We start from the raw sequence: 15,626 nt of genomic DNA, 5'->3' as shown, positions 1-15,626 counted from the left end.
CGTTCAGTTTTCAGAGAACTTGTTTGCCGCTCATTTGCGACTTCCTTATATTAACATTTCTTTGTTTCAATGTCAACTAAGTTTTTTATTTCGTTTGCCGCGTTTTGCTTTGTTGCTATCAGCGACTCGTATAATATTACACCTCATTTATATAATCGTCAATATGTTTTTCTAAAAAATTTAAAAAGACTTACCTAGTACATAACTATCAAGTTAACATTAACTATAGTCATACTATTACTTCCCCCTTATTTGCTGTACTGTTTTATATGTCAAAAGTAAATAATCATTAATATAACGAGATTAGGAAAGACCAAATCAATATGCAATTTGGTCTTTTAATTAATATGCGATTTACAGTGTTTCTCCATCAAACTATATTTATTTACTTTTCTTCTATAATTGGTAGCGAAACGATAAACTGAATAACCCCATCTTCATATTCAGCTCGAATTTCTCCCCCTTGAAGTTCAACAATACTTTTTGCGATCGCAAGTCCAAGCCCTGATCCTTCTGTTACTCTACTTCTGGACTGATCCTTTTTATAAAAACGCTCAAATAAATTTTCTAATTCTTCTCTCGTGAACTCTTCGCTATGATTCGCAACGGTGATTTGGATATTTCGGCGTTGCCTTTGAAGCGAAACTTTAATCTCTCCATTATCCTCACTATATTTAATAGCATTCATTAATAAATTTTCAAACACACGAACCATCTTCTCTGAATCAATGGCAACATACACACGTTCTTCAGGAATTTGCTTCATAAATATAAGACCATGTTCTTCTGCTTGCGGCACTAGCTCTTCTATTAATTGCTCAAGAAGTTCATTTATGCACACTGCTTGTTTTTCTAATACAATGCTTTCATTCGTTAATTTTGTATACTCAAATAAATCTTCTATTAAATTCTTCAACTGCTCCGATTTTGAAAATGCGATTCTCATATACTCATCATGCTGCTCCTTACTCTCATATTTAGAATCACGTAATAAACGTAAATATCCCATAATAGAAGTAAGAGGTGTTCGTAAATCATGCGATACATTTGTGATGAGTTCATTTTTTTGTTTTTCTAATTTACGTTCTTTTTCAATATTAATCATAAGTTGTTCAGCCATATTATTAATATTCCCTGTTAATGATGCAATTTCATCTTGCCCTTTCTTCTCAATACGATATGCAAGATTTCCTTTTTCAATCTCTTTTACTCCTTGAGCCATCGCTTCAATCTGTTTCATCTTTCTTTTTGTTATATAAAAGAAAGAAAAAATAAAAACAAAAACACCAATCAAAAACGGAAACGGCCCCTCTGTTGTCTCATATATTACTTCCCCTTCAGGAATCCCACTTACGAACATATACAAGTTTTTATCTTCAATTGTAATTGGTGAAAAAGCTATAAATTCTTTTCTTGATGTTTCAAAGTTATTCTTATAATTTGAATAATCAATAGCAAATGATGTCGCATTACGAATTGTATTATGCAAATTAATTTGTTCTTCTTGCGCCTGCTTCGTTTTATATAACACTTTTCCACTTTCATCAGTAATAAATACTTTTAAAGCTGTATGCCCTGCCTCTATATTTTGATTTTCTCTTTCTATCATATCCTGCAAAGCATCTAACTTATTGTCAGTAACCATCATTTCCGCTGTACTTTGGACTTGATTATTAATACTCCTCATTCCAGCACTATAATCAATTGTAGCCCTTCGATTTGCATTTTCAAAAAAAGGTGTCAAACCATTCGCTATAAATAGCCCTAATAATGCACAGGCAATAAAAGTAGTTATAAGCTGGATCCGTATGCTCCGGCGAACACTCTTTAGTACTCTTTCAATTAATCCCCTTATTTTCTTATACGCATAGGTAAACGGCTTAAATATCTTTCTCAATCTTATACCCCACTCCCCACACTGTTTTTATATACCTTGGCTTCCTTGGATTTTCTTCAATCTTTTCACGCACTTTTCGAATATGTACCATTACAGTATTATCAGATTGAAAGGACCTTTCATTCCAGACCTTTTCATAAATTTGCTCAGCACTAAAGACTATACCTGAATTACGAGTTAGCAACTCTAAAATAGAAAACTCTCGTGGTGTTAATTTCACCTCTTCATCCATAACAGTCACTTCATGTGTCGCTACATTTATCTTCATATCTCCAATTTCAATCTCACTTTCATTTTGAACAACAAATCCATTCATTTTCATATATCGACGAAGCTGCGATTTAATCCTTGCTATAAGTTCTAGCGGATTAAATGGTTTCGTTACATAATCATCCGCTCCTGTTGTTAACCCTAAAATTTTATCCATGTCCTGTGTTTTCGCTGATAACATAATAATCGGCATCTCTTTTGCTTCTCTTACTTTCATACACATATGAATCCCATCAATTTTTGGCATCATAATATCTAACACAACTAAATGCACTTCATTCTTTTCTAATATATCTAATCCCTCTGCTCCATCCCCAGCTTGCAACACTTTATATCCTTCATTTTTTAAGTAAATTGCAATTAAATCCCTAATTTCTTTTTCGTCGTCTACAACAAGTATTGTTTCTTGCCCCACAATATCGCCCCCAAAAAACTTTTAAACTCCCTATTTCTTATTATAAGAAAACTTCTGAAGAAAAACGGAACGAAATTCTTAAGATTTTCTGAAGACGCAAAAAGGTCTAGACTCTCCTTAGTCTAGACCTTTCAAAAACCCCTCTATTGACGAACGTAGATAAAATATAATACGAATAAGACTCCCAGTACATACATAATTGGATGAATTTCTTTACGGCGACCACTTACAACCATCGTAATTGGATAGAAGATAAATCCAATCGCAATCCCTGTTGCAATGCTATACGTAAGTGGCATAGAAATAATTGTGAAGAATGCTGGTACTGCAATCTCGAATTTCTTCCAATCAATTTCTCCTAAAGACGAAACCATCAAAATCCCTACAATAATTAAAGCCGGTGCCGTTACAGACGGCGTCACAACACTCAATAATGGTGAAAAGAAAAGTGCTAACAAGAAAAATCCGGCTGTTACAACTGCTGTAAATCCTGAACGTCCTCCCGCTGCTACCCCTGCAGACGATTCAATGTAAGACGTTGTCGTAGATGTACCAAGAATCGCACCAATTACAGTTGCAATCGCATCTGCAAATAACGCTTTTCCTGCACGTGGTAATTTATTGTCCTTCATTAACCCCGCTTGATTCGCAACTGCAACAAGTGTACCTGCTGTATCAAAGAAGTCGATAAAGAAGAACGTTATAATCACAATCCCCATTTGAACAGTGAAAATATCTCCGAAGTGATTTAGCGCCACACCGAACGTAGGTTCCAGACTTGGAATTGCGCCCACTACAGCTTTTGGTGTATCAATTAATCCTGTCGTTACACCCAAGATTGCTGTAAGAATCATCCCATAGAAAACTGCACCATTTATCTTTTTAATCATTAAGATAATCGTAATAACTACACCGAAAATTGCAAGCAATGTTGTGCCCTTTGTTAAATCCCCCAATCCAACAAGAACAGCATCGTTTTTCACAATAATTCCGGCATTTTGAAAACCAAGAAAAGCAATAAATAAACCAATACCTGCTGCTACCGCGAATTTTAGCTCCGCTGGAATCGCATTAATAATTTTTTCACGAATACCAGAAGCAGTAAGAATAATAAAAATAATACCTGACATTAACGTTCCGGCAATCGCTGTTTGCCACGGAATCCCCATTGTTAACACTGCTGTATAAGCAAAGAACGCATTGATTCCCATTCCTGGTGCTAAAGCAATCGGATACTTTGCAAAAATCCCCATAATCAGTGAACCAATGGTGGCTGCTAATGCAGTAGCAACAAATACCGCACCTGGATCCATTCCTGTCCCTGCTGGTAATCCTTTAATATTTCCCAGCGACAGCGTAGCAGGATTGACAAATAATACATAAGCCATAGATAAAAATGTCGTTAGCCCTGCAACGAACTCTGTTTTATAGTTCGTACCGAGCTCATCGAACTGAAAATAACGCTTCATTCTACGTTTCCCCCGTTATATAATTGCTCGTCGTAATCCTCCCCAGCCCTCTTTTATCCATAAAAATAAAAAAGGCTTCCATTGCATATATGGAAGCGTTCTGTAAATAAAGGTAGGCTAATCCCTTCCTTTATGAAAACGCCTCGTAGTCAAGCCATTTACGGTAGCTAGGTAGAAACTTTCGGGCCATATCCCCGATATTATACGACGGCTGTAATATTCATTTTTCGTATCAATTACATACTCATATTAACTCACATATAGGTGTATGTCAATTTAAAAAGCGAACATTTTACACATTTATTTATTTTTCGTTCGTATAAACTATAAAAAAAGATCCATCTATGCATAAAATCATAGATGGATCTTCCTTTAAATAAATAAACCTTATTCTATTCCCACTCGATTGTTGCTGGTGGCTTAGAAGTAATATCATACACAATGCGGTTAACGTGTTTTACTTCGTTTACGATACGTACAGAGATTTTCTCTAACACATCCCAAGGAATACGTGCCCAGTCAGCTGTCATACCGTCAATTGATGTTACCGCACGGATACCTACTGTGTAATCGTAAGTACGCTCGTCACCCATAACACCTACGCTGCGCATGCCAGGAAGTGCAGTGAAGTATTGCCAAACTTCACGGTCTAAACCTGCTTTTTGGATTTCCTCACGTAAAATCGCATCAGATTCACGAACGATTTCTAATTTTTCTTCTGTAATTTCGCCTAATACACGGATACCAAGTCCAGGACCTGGGAATGGTTGACGCCATACGATTTCATCAGGAATTCCTAATTCTGATCCTAATACACGTACTTCATCTTTAAATAATGTGTTTAAAGGCTCAATTAGTTTAAATTGCATATCTTCTGGAAGTCCACCAACGTTATGGTGAGACTTAATCGTTTGTGCAGTTGCTGTCCCACTTTCAACAATGTCAGTGTACAGTGTACCTTGCGCTAAGAAGTCCATTCCTTCTAATTTAGAAGCTTCATCATCGAATACGTAAATGAATTCATTACCAATGATTTTGCGTTTTTGTTCTGGATCTTCTACACCTTTTAACTTGTTCATGAAGCGTTCTTTTGCATCCACTTTAATAACGTTCATGTGGAAGCCTTCGCTAAATGTTTTCATAACACCTTCTGCTTCACCTTTACGAAGTAAACCGTGATCAACGAAAATACATGTTAATTGGTCACCAATCGCTTTATGAATTAATACTGCTACAACAGAAGAGTCTACGCCGCCACTAAGTGCGCATAGTACTTTTTTATCGCCAACAGTTTCACGGATTTTCTCTAATTCTACTTCAATAAAATTCTCCATGTTCCAGCCTTCAGAGCAACCACATACGCCGAATACGAAGTTTTTAATTAAATCATTACCGTGCTCAGAGTGACGTACTTCTGGGTGGAATTGTACACCGTATAAGTTTTGTGCTTCATTGCTCATACCAGCAATTGGACAAGACTCACTTGTTGCGTCTACTACGAATCCTTCTGGTAAACCAGTTACTAAGTCACCATGGCTCATCCATACAACTTGCTCTTCTGGAAGATTCGCATATAATTTTGATTCGTTCTCTACTTTAAGAACTGCTTTTCCGTACTCACGATGGTTTGCACGCTCTACTTTTCCACCAAAGTGTTTTGTCATAAGCTGCATGCCGTAACAAATACCGAAAATCGGTAAACCTAGGTCAAAGATTTTTTCGTCACAGTGGAATGCATTCTCACCATATACGCTATTTGGTCCACCAGAGAAAATAATCCCTTTTGGATTCATTGCTTTAATTTCTTCTGCAGTAATTGTATGCGGATGAAGCTCACTGTACACACCGAACTCACGAATGCGACGTGCAATTAACTGATTGTACTGACTTCCAAAGTCTAAAACGATAATCGTATCGTGCTGTTTTTTCAAAATAATCACCCCAACGTTAGTTCTATATATAAATATTTTCACCAATTTGGCAAAAAGCATTACCCATATAATAAAAAAAGCCAGTCCTCCGCCCTCAGTCTCATAACAAAGAAAAGGCAGGGGTCTAGCTTTATAAAGATATACTCCGCTCTTTATAAATATAAGACGCACTGCCTTCATAGTCAGGTTGTTTACGGTAACCCGGTAGAGACTCTCAAACCATATCATTGAGGATATATGAAGGATTGTTTTATATTATCTTCCTAGATTCTAACAATGAAGTATCAATACGGTCAAGAGAGAAAGCGACAAAATTCTACAGAAATTAGTTTCTCCGTGCGACAGAACCTTTATTACTATAATTTTTTTACATCTTACAACAAAAAAACATCCACCTCTATATAGAGATGGATGTTCGGCTGACGGATGAAATTACATCATTCCGCCCATACCACCCATGCCCATGCCGCCCATGTCAGGCATTGCTGGAGCATTTGGTTCTGGCTTGTCAGCAACTACAGCTTCAGTTGTTAAGAACATAGCTGCAACAGATGCTGCGTTTTGAAGTGCAGAACGAGTTACTTTTGCTGGGTCTACGATACCAGACTCAAGCATGTTTACCCATTCGCCTGTTGCTGCGTTGAAACCAACGCCTACTTTTTCGCCTTTTAAGCGTTCTACAACAACAGATCCTTCTAGACCAGCGTTAATTGCGATTTGACGAACTGGCTCTTCTAATGCACGAAGTACAATGTTGATACCTGTTGCTTCGTCGCCTTCAGCTGCAATACCAGCCACTTTAGTGTATACGTTCATAAGTGAAGTACCGCCACCTGCAACAATACCTTCTTCTACTGCTGCACGAGTTGAGTTAAGTGCATCTTCAATGCGAAGTTTACGCTCTTTTAACTCAGTTTCAGTTGCTGCACCTACTTTAATTACTGCTACGCCGCCTGCAAGTTTAGCAAGACGCTCTTGTAATTTTTCACGATCGAATTCAGAAGTTGTTTCTTCTAATTGTGCACGGATTTGACCGATGCGAGCTTCGATTTGTTCTGTGTTACCTACACCTTCAACTACAGTTGTGTTTTCTTTCGTTACAACAACTTTACCAGCGCGTCCTAAAGATGCAACTGTAGCCGATTTTAAGTCACGTCCTAATTCTTCAGTGATTACTTCGCCACCAGTTAAGATTGCGATATCTTCTAGCATTGCTTTACGACGGTCACCAAAGCCAGGAGCTTTAACAGCTACTACATTGAATGTACCACGAAGTTTGTTTACTACTAATGTAGCTAAAGCTTCGCCTTCTACATCTTCTGCAATGATAAGAAGTGGTTTACCTTGTTGTACCACTTGCTCTAACACTGGCAAGATTTCTTGGATGTTAGAAATCTTTTTGTCAGTGATTAAGATATATGGGTTATCAAGTACTGCTTCCATTTTGTCAGAATCAGTAATCATGTAAGGAGATGCATATCCACGATCAAATTGCATACCTTCTACTACATCTAATTCTGTTGTGAATCCTTTAGATTCTTCTAATGTAATAACGCCGTCGTTACCAACGCGCTCCATTGCTTCAGCAATTAATTTACCTACTTCTTCATCATCAGCAGAAATAGCAGCTACTTGCGCGATAGAAGATTTACCTTCGATTGGTTTAGAAATCGTTTTTAATTCTTCTACTGCTGCAACAACAGCTTTTTCGATACCTTTACGAAGACCCATTGGGTTCGCACCAGCTGTTACGTTTTTTAAGCCTTCACGAATCATAGCTTGTGCTAATACAGTCGCAGTTGTTGTTCCGTCACCAGCTACGTCATTTGTTTTGCTAGCAACTTCTGCTACTAATTTTGCACCCATGTTTTCGAATGCATCTTCTAATTCAATTTCTTTTGCGATTGTTACACCATCATTTGTAATAAGTGGTGAACCGAATTTTTTCTCAAGTACAACGTTACGACCTTTTGGTCCAAGCGTTACTTTTACTGCATTTGCAAGAGTGTCGACACCGCGAAGCATCGAACGACGTGCTTCTTCACTAAATTTAATATCTTTTGCCATAATATTTGACCCCCTTGGATTTTTAAAATGTATATAATTAACCGATAACTGCTAAAATGTCACTTTCACGTAAAATCAAGTAGTCTGTACCTTCATATTTCACTTCAGTACCTGCATATTTTGAGAAGATGATAAGATCACCTGCAGCTACCTCTAAAGCAACACGCTCACCATTTTCAAGCACTCGACCAGTACCTACTGCAATAACTTTACCCTCTTGTGGTTTTTCTTTTGCAGTGTCTGGTAATACAATACCACTTGCTGTTTTTTCTTCTGCTTGAACAAGCTCAATTACAACGCGATCACCTAATGGCTTTAGCATGAACAATAACCTCCTCATTTTTTATGTAAATTTCCTTTATTAGCACTCAAGACTCATGAGTGCTAACACACTTATAATAATAAATAATCTCATTTTCTTTTGCAAGTAAAAAAATCATAATTTTTTCGCAAATTGCTAGATACACTTTTTCTATACGTCCTCCTAGAAAAGAACAACTTGATTATCGTTGTAACTATTCTCAAGAAAGCCTTCCGTATATGAATCGGCGTTTCCACTTATCGTATGTTACAATATGAAAGACGCCATAAATTGTTTTCTCTATAAGTACAGCATTTTCCTGTCTTCTATTTCATTTTCAAAGAAAGATTTACAAAAAAATCATAATATGAATGGTTATTACGTATACTCGGCTGGATGTTTACATGTTATCCCGCCTTATCTCATAAACTAGGGTTAGAAAGGATGGTTAACCAATTTGAAAAAACAATATTGGTGGATTATAGTTACATATATTCTTATGCAATTATCAGGTATTGTTGGATTACCACTTCTTGTGAAAACTGGACTATATAATAATAGAGGATTCACCCAAGAAGAAAAAATACAACTAGTGACTGGTCACTGGGCAATCATTAGCTTCTTTATTGCATTATGTATTGTACTTTTTCTGCTTAGAACAGATATTCGAGAGAGGCATTTAGATACAAAACGTGCTAGTATTCCTGCCGCAGTTGGCTGGATCTTTATTGGTTTCTTCTTAGCTCTCTTTTCCCAAACAATTGCAGGCACGATTGAAATGCGCTTACTAGGTATTAAGCCTGGTTCCGAAAACACGGAACACTTAATGGAAATTGCAAGAACTACACCATGGTTCCTTATTGTTATATCGATAATCGGACCTATTTTAGAAGAGATTGTGTTTAGAAAAATTTTATTTGGTACATTGTATAAGAAATTTAACTTCTTTATTGCAGCTATTATTAGCTCGCTTGTATTTGCAGCAATTCACTTTGATTTTTCACATCTATTGGTATACACTTCCATGGGTTTTGTATTCGCATTTTTATATGTAAAAACGAGACGGATTATTGTCCCTATCATGGCCCATGTTTCAATGAATACAATGGTCGCGTTAATTCAAGTCGTAATGAGTAATGAACAAATACAGGAAATGATTAAAGAAGCTGAAAAAATGCAAGGCTTTATCGGAGGATTTTTAATATGAGGAACTCACCATTGTTCATGGCAGCACTATATTTCCTGCTTGGATGTGTTTTTGTACGCCTCGCAATTATGAACGTTACAGATACAATCTGGAACCCTTGGACACTACTGTTTGCAGCTATGGCAACAATTGATTTTAATTTGGCACTTCGTCTTATCTTAGTCAAATTTACAAAGAAAAAACAATAATAAAACGCAGAGGATTTTCCTCTGCGTTTTATTGTGGATAATTTTTCAAAAAGTAAACAAGCGTTTGTAATTCTACGGCTAAATCAATATGATGAATTCGTATATTTTCTGACACGTTTAATCGTGCTGGTGTAAAATTTAAAATTCCGTGTACAGCTGTATCAGCCAATCGATCTGCCACAGCTTGTGCAACGATAGCAGGTACTGTTAATATTGCCACTTGTATATCACTTTTTAGACGCTCTTCTAGTTCATCTAAATGATATACAGGAATTCCTCCGATTTCTTTTCCAACTTTCTCTTCATTGATATCAAAGGCCATTTCAATTTTTGTATTATTATTTTTCGTGAAATTGTAATGTAAGAAAGCGGTCCCTAAATTACCCACTCCAATAAGTGCCACACGTGTTATATCATCTTGATCGAGCGTTTCACGGAAAAAGGATAGTAAATAATTCACATTATAACCATATCCTTTTTTTCCTAACGCTCCAAAATATGAAAAATCTCTTCGAATCGTCGCGGAGTCTACCTTCACCGCTTCACTCAATTCTGCTGATGAAACACGTTGCTTACCAGAAAGAGATAAGTTTTGGATAAATCGATAGTATAGAGGCAATCGTTTGGCAGTGGCCTGTGGAATCTTCTGTTGATCCATATAACCTCTCCTCTCTTCCTATCTTTGTTCCTATACCTGAAACAAATAGAAAAGTTTAGCACTTATGACTTTCCTTGTATAATAAAGAGAGAAGAATTCTCTCTTTATTTTAAACTATACACTATTTTTAGTATGATTGAGAAATATAAACATGGCAAAGTTAAGAAATTATTTGAGGTGAAAACATTGATTTTATTACAAGTGAATGGGCTTTCAAAATTATACGGTGCTGAAACAATCCTTGCAAACATTAAATTAGAGGTTCAAACGAAAGATCGTATCGCACTAGTCGGACGAAATGGAGCCGGAAAATCTACATTATTAAAAATAATTGCCGGAGAGTTATCTCATGATGGCGGTGAAATTATAAAACCAAAAGATGTTTCAATTGGTTATTTAGCTCAAAATACCGGCCTTGAAACTTCTTTAACAATTTGGGATGAAATGCTAACTGTCTTTACACACTTGCAACAAATGGAGAAAAAACTTCGAAGGCTAGAGCATGAAATGGGGCAAGAAGAGAACTTTTCAAATGCTACTACGTACGAAAAATTACTCGCTGATTATGATCAATTACAACTAGATTATAAAGATCAAGGCGGTTATCAATATGAGGCTGATATTCGTTCTATTTTAAGTGGTCTCGGTTTTCCAACCGAAACACACCAAACGACAATTTCTACATTAAGCGGTGGCCAAAAAACACGATTGGCTCTCGGCAAATTATTATTAACAAAACCAGATTTACTCATCTTGGATGAGCCAACAAACCATTTGGACATCGATACACTAACATGGCTTGAACAATATTTACAAGGCTATCCAGGAGCTATTCTAATTGTTTCCCACGATCGCTACTTTTTAGACAAGCTTGTTACACAAGTATATGAAATTTCTAATAAAGAAAGCAGACGATATGTTGGTAACTACAGTAAGTATTTAGAGCTAAGAGCTGCACTATATGAACAGGAAATGAAGCGTTATGAAAAGCAACAAGAGGAAATTGCTAAACTCGAAGACTTTGTCCAAAAGAATATCGCCCGTGCATCTACAACAAAACGTGCACAAAGTCGCCGTAAGCAATTAGATCGAATGGAATTACTGACTAGACCATTAGGTGACTCTAAATCAGCATCCTTTCACTTTGATATCGAGAAACAAAGTGGTAACGACGTCTTACAAGTAAAAGATGTTTCAATTGGATACGACCATGAGCCTGTTATTGAACATGTGAATATGCGCTTAACCCGTGGTGATAGTGTTGCATTAGTCGGACCAAATGGGATTGGAAAATCTACATTATTAAAATCAATTGTGAATAAATTGCACACGTTAAGCGGTGAGGTTTCTTTCGGTTCGAATGTATCTATTGGATACTATGATCAAGAACAGGCAAACTTAACATCGTCTAAGCGTGTTTTAAATGAATTATGGGATGATTATCCACTACAGCCAGAAAAGGAAATTCGTACTATACTCGGTAATTTTTTATTCACAGGAGATGATGTATTAAAACCTGTTTCTTCTCTTAGTGGCGGCCAAAAGGCACGATTAGCCTTAGCGAAATTAATGATGCAAAAATCTAACCTGCTGATTTTAGATGAGCCAACAAACCATCTTGATTTAAATAGTAAAGAAATTCTAGAGAACGCCTTAATCGATTATCCAGGAACTCTTTTATTCGTTTCTCATGATCGCTATTTTATTAACCGTGTCACAACTACAGTCGTTGAGTTATCAACAGATGGTGCACAGGAATATTTAGGTGACTATGACTACTATATCGAAAAGAAAAATGAAATGATTGAGCGTGCTGAATTTGAGCAACAAGAGGAAGAAGCACCTATTCAAAAAAACATTGCTCAAGAAAAATTAAGTTATCTTGAAGAAAAGGAGCGTAAAAAGCTAGAGCGCCAGCGTATTCGAAAAATTGAAGAACTGGAACAAAACATCGCGAAATTAGAAGAGGAGATCGAAGCATTAGAAGACCAGCTTTGTCTACCTGAAGTATATGCAGATTATGAACGAGCAAGTGAAATTACAAACACAAAACAAACATTACAAGAACAACTAGAAAAACATATGGCAGAATGGGAAGAATTACACATGTAACCTTTCTATATTTACGTAATAAAAACAAGGTAGCCAAAGAATATTTAGCTACCTTGTTTGTTGTTTATATGAAAAATATAGATTAATCAAAAGTCTGACCTCTATCTGTTTATCCACAACATTATACACATATCCACCTTTACTATATAAAGATAAAAAATAACTTTTCCACATTACCCACAAAATATAAAAAAGTTATCAACATTCTATATTCACAATAAAACCCACATTATCAACAGATAATGTGGGTTTTATCCACAGGTTGTGATTAATTTTGTGTATAACTATGCTTCAATATCTAAACCTGGGTTTGCATTTAAGGCTAATGTTGCACGTTTCCCTTGTTCATATGCAATTGTCCCTGCTGCTGCAATCATTGCTGCATTATCTGTGCATAAAGATAATGGTGGAATGATTAGTTCCATATGCTCTTTTTTCGCAAATTCTGCTTCTAAGCGTGCTCGAAGCCCTTTATTTGCTGCTACGCCCCCAGCAAGAAGCACCTGTCTTACATTGTATGCTTCAGCTGCACGTGCTGCTTTCGTTACTAATACATCTATTACACTTTCTTGGAAGCTCGCTGCTAAATCTTCTGGAGCAATTTCTTCGCCTCGTTGTTTTGCGTTATGCACAGTGTTGATAACTGCTGATTTCAATCCACTAAAGCTAAAATCATACGAATCTGGTTCTAGCCATGCACGTGGTAAATCAATCGTTGGCCTTCCTTCATGAGCAAGACGATCAATATGAGGACCGCCTGGGTATGGCATAGATAACGTACGCGCCACTTTGTCATATGCTTCTCCCGCTGCATCATCTCTTGTTTCACCAATTACCTCAAACGAGCCATGTTCTTTCATATAAACAAGCTCTGTATGTCCTCCAGATACAACAAGTGATAGCAATGGGAATTCTAGCTCTTTTACTAAGCGGTTCGCATAAATATGACCAGCGATATGATGAACACCAACAAGAGGAATATCATGAGCAAAAGCAACAGCTTTAGCCGCATTTACACCAATTAAAAGTGCACCTACTAAACCAGGGCCTTCTGTCACTGCAATTGCATCAATATCTTCAAAAGAGATATTTGCTTCTTTTAAAGCTTCTTCTAATACAACTGTAATTTGTTCTACGTGATGACGAGATGCAATCTCTGGTACAACTCCGCCAAAACGCTTATGACTTTCAATTTGTGATGCAACAATATTTGCCACTATTTCTGTTCCATTTTTAACAATCGCTACAGCTGTTTCATCACAGCTTGTTTCAATACCAAGTATAATCGTATTTTTTTCCATTATATATTCACCCACATTACAAGACCATCTTCATAATTGTCTGTATAGTATCGTTTACGAATCCCGCCATTTTGGAATCCATACTTCCGGTATAACTGTTTTGCTACTTCATTTGAAACGCGAACTTCAAGTGTCATCGTTTTTGCTCCCATTTCCTTCGCTTGGTCCATTACTTCTTTAAGCAAAGCCTCCCCAAGCTTTTGACCACGATATTCTGGCAAAATAGCTATATTTGTTATATGTGACTCATCAATAATAATCCACAATCCACAATATCCAATTACCAGACCATCCTTTTCTATAACAACATAATGTGCATATTCGTTCATCGTTAATTCACGGTGAAATGCATCGGCAGTCCAAGGAGTTGGGAAAGACGCTTCTTCAATAGCTACAATTTGAGCAATATCATCAGTCGTCATCTTTCTAAATGTAATATCCATTTCGACAGCTCCTATTTTTTTTGACTTTCTAACCATTTTGTTTCTGCCTCTGCTAGACGAAGATAGCTCGGAACAAATGTATGTACACTTTGTTCTTCCTTTTGTAATCCTAAAAATGCTAGCTCACTTGGTCTTGGATTATTCTTTGTAAAGGAAGCAAATGCAGCTTGATCTCCTAAATATTCTATAATCGTTTCTTTATGCAGCTTTACATCATTACCGATAAATAGAACAGGTTGTCCCTTATCCTTTAACATCTGTAACCAATCCACAATAAGAACAATACGATCATCTTCTATAGAAGTTAGCTTTTCTTCTTCATATGTATACAAGCCTGTATAAACTTGTCCACGGCGTCCATCAAATAAAGGACAAATAACTCCTTGGAAATTACCCCCGTTAGCAGCTACCACTTCTAAACTAGACACACCAACAATCGGTATTTGCAATGACCATGCTAACGTTTTCGCAACCGTCACGCCTATGCGAACGCCTGTATACGAGCCAGGGCCAGCTGCTACAACGATTTTATCTAGCTCTTTCGGTTTTACATTACATTCCTTCAGAAGTTGTTCTACAGCTGGCATAAGGCGTACAGAATGATTTTTTGTTAAATTTGTAATGATTTCCCCAACAACAGTGTTTTCCTCAATAAGAGAAACACCCATTACGTAATTTGAAGTATCAATTGCTAGTACTTTCATTTTGTAATAGCTCCTCACATAATCTAATATAGCGTTCTCCATTTGGTTCTAATACGATTTTCCTTGTACCATTCCCTGCATGGAATAAGCTAACTTTTAAATTTTCATTTGGTAAATATGCTTCTATTAAATGAGCCCATTCCACTACCGTTATACCTTCGCCATAAAAATACTCATCAAATCCTAAATCTTCTTCACTTTCCGCTAAACGATATACGTCCATATGATAGAGCGGTAGTCTTCCTTTGTACTCCTTAATAATATTGAATGTAGGACTATTTACAACTCTCTTCACACCAAGGCCCTTTGCTAGACCTTTTGTAAATGTCGTCTTACCAGCGCCAAGATCTCCTTCTAAAATAAGTACATCTTGTGCTCTAACAAGTTGTCCCAGCTTTTCTGATAATTTTTGTGTTTCCTCAGAAGACATTGTTGTTATTTCATATTTATTCAAAGGTTTCACCTACTTTACTCACAATATTCTCTGCTCTTTATTATACAGATTTTTTCGCGTTGTTTCATTTTGAACATATAAAAAAGACCTTAGGAGTTTTCCTAAGGGTAAGTTTGACTGTCTTTATAAGTTTTCTTAAAAATAAATAAAAAAATACGAAACAACTTGTTTCGTTCTTTTCTTTATATAAAATGGCGGTCCCGACCGGG

At 36.6% G+C, this 15,626-nt stretch carries 14 protein-coding genes and 2 riboswitches; of the genes, 3 read left to right on the top strand and 11 right to left on the bottom strand.

The genetic code is table 11. The features are described 5' to 3' along the window. Positions 1 to 385 precede the first annotated feature (385 nt). From COO03_RS17820 to groES, 6 genes are all read right to left on the bottom strand, one after another. Positions 386 to 1,897, bottom strand: coding sequence for a sensor histidine kinase (locus COO03_RS17820; RefSeq protein WP_097898441.1), 1,512 nt, complete (start codon positions 1,895 to 1,897; stop codon positions 386 to 388). After that, positions 1,881 to 2,582: a response regulator transcription factor gene (locus tag COO03_RS17815; RefSeq protein WP_097898440.1), complete on the bottom strand. Its 702-nt coding sequence runs from the start codon at positions 2,580 to 2,582 to the stop codon at positions 1,881 to 1,883. Before COO03_RS17815 ends, COO03_RS17820 begins: the two co-directional genes overlap by 17 nt. A gap of 143 nt (positions 2,583 to 2,725) precedes the next feature. Next, on the bottom strand, positions 2,726 to 4,051 hold the full coding sequence (locus COO03_RS17810) for an NCS2 family permease (protein ID WP_097898439.1): 1,326 nt from the start codon (positions 4,049 to 4,051) through the stop codon (positions 2,726 to 2,728). Positions 4,052 to 4,177: 126 nt separating this feature from the next. Then, a riboswitch (purine riboswitch) is annotated at positions 4,178 to 4,279 on the bottom strand. 164 nt (positions 4,280 to 4,443) lie between these two features. Next, positions 4,444 to 5,982 (bottom strand): glutamine-hydrolyzing GMP synthase, encoded by a 1,539-nt coding sequence (guaA, locus tag COO03_RS17805; RefSeq protein WP_141523334.1) that lies wholly within the window; start codon positions 5,980 to 5,982, stop codon positions 4,444 to 4,446. Between the two features lie 159 nt (positions 5,983 to 6,141). Next, positions 6,142 to 6,243, bottom strand: a riboswitch (purine riboswitch). 171 nt (positions 6,244 to 6,414) lie between these two features. Next, positions 6,415 to 8,049 (bottom strand): chaperonin GroEL, encoded by a 1,635-nt coding sequence (groL, locus tag COO03_RS17800; protein WP_097898438.1) that lies wholly within the window; start codon positions 8,047 to 8,049, stop codon positions 6,415 to 6,417. Positions 8,050 to 8,086: 37 nt separating this feature from the next. Next, a complete protein-coding gene (gene groES, locus COO03_RS17795; RefSeq protein WP_000917306.1) occupies positions 8,087 to 8,371 on the bottom strand; it encodes a co-chaperone GroES in 285 nt (94 codons plus the stop codon). A gap of 436 nt (positions 8,372 to 8,807) precedes the next feature. Between groES and COO03_RS17790 the strand changes: the two genes are divergently transcribed. Next, positions 8,808 to 9,557 (top strand): CPBP family intramembrane glutamic endopeptidase, encoded by a 750-nt coding sequence (locus COO03_RS17790; RefSeq protein WP_097898437.1) that lies wholly within the window; start codon positions 8,808 to 8,810, stop codon positions 9,555 to 9,557. After that, entirely contained in the window at positions 9,554 to 9,745 is a 192-nt protein-coding gene (locus tag COO03_RS17785; RefSeq protein WP_097898436.1) for a YdiK family protein, read from the top strand. Before COO03_RS17790 ends, COO03_RS17785 begins: the two co-directional genes overlap by 4 nt. A gap of 28 nt (positions 9,746 to 9,773) precedes the next feature. Here the strand turns inward: COO03_RS17785 and COO03_RS17780 are convergent, their stop codons facing one another. After that, a complete protein-coding gene (locus COO03_RS17780) occupies positions 9,774 to 10,403 on the bottom strand; it encodes a redox-sensing transcriptional repressor Rex (RefSeq protein ID WP_097898435.1) in 630 nt (209 codons plus the stop codon). 186 nt (positions 10,404 to 10,589) lie between these two features. Between COO03_RS17780 and COO03_RS17775 the strand changes: the two genes are divergently transcribed. Beyond that, the gene (locus COO03_RS17775; RefSeq protein ID WP_217993893.1) at positions 10,590 to 12,515 is read left to right on the top strand and encodes an ABC-F family ATP-binding cassette domain-containing protein; all 1,926 of its coding nucleotides are present in this window, start codon (positions 10,590 to 10,592) and stop codon (positions 12,513 to 12,515) included. Positions 12,516 to 12,799: 284 nt separating this feature from the next. On the opposite strand, the gene tsaD is transcribed toward COO03_RS17775, so the two are convergent. Genes tsaD through tsaE form a run of 4 tightly spaced genes read right to left on the bottom strand, consistent with a single transcriptional unit; the run spans position 12,800 to position 15,417 of the window. Continuing rightward, positions 12,800 to 13,816: a tRNA (adenosine(37)-N6)-threonylcarbamoyltransferase complex transferase subunit TsaD gene (gene tsaD, locus COO03_RS17770; RefSeq protein WP_097898433.1), complete on the bottom strand. Its 1,017-nt coding sequence runs from the start codon at positions 13,814 to 13,816 to the stop codon at positions 12,800 to 12,802. Continuing rightward, positions 13,816 to 14,259, bottom strand: coding sequence for a ribosomal protein S18-alanine N-acetyltransferase (gene rimI / locus COO03_RS17765; RefSeq protein WP_097898442.1), 444 nt, complete (start codon positions 14,257 to 14,259; stop codon positions 13,816 to 13,818). The genes tsaD and rimI overlap by 1 nt, the downstream gene beginning before the upstream one ends. 11 nt (positions 14,260 to 14,270) lie before the next feature. Next, on the bottom strand, positions 14,271 to 14,963 hold the full coding sequence (gene tsaB / locus COO03_RS17760) for a tRNA (adenosine(37)-N6)-threonylcarbamoyltransferase complex dimerization subunit type 1 TsaB (protein WP_097898432.1): 693 nt from the start codon (positions 14,961 to 14,963) through the stop codon (positions 14,271 to 14,273). Beyond that, positions 14,944 to 15,417 (bottom strand): tRNA (adenosine(37)-N6)-threonylcarbamoyltransferase complex ATPase subunit type 1 TsaE, encoded by a 474-nt coding sequence (gene tsaE, locus COO03_RS17755; protein ID WP_097898431.1) that lies wholly within the window; start codon positions 15,415 to 15,417, stop codon positions 14,944 to 14,946. Before tsaE ends, tsaB begins: the two co-directional genes overlap by 20 nt. Between the last annotated feature and the right edge of the window lie 209 nt (positions 15,418 to 15,626).

The organism is Bacillus sp. AFS098217, assembly GCF_002551815.1.
Classification (GTDB): domain Bacteria; phylum Bacillota; class Bacilli; order Bacillales; family Bacillaceae_G; genus Bacillus_A.
The sequence above is the reverse complement of the archived record's forward strand: the minus strand, read 5'-3'. Positions and strand labels throughout refer to the sequence as shown.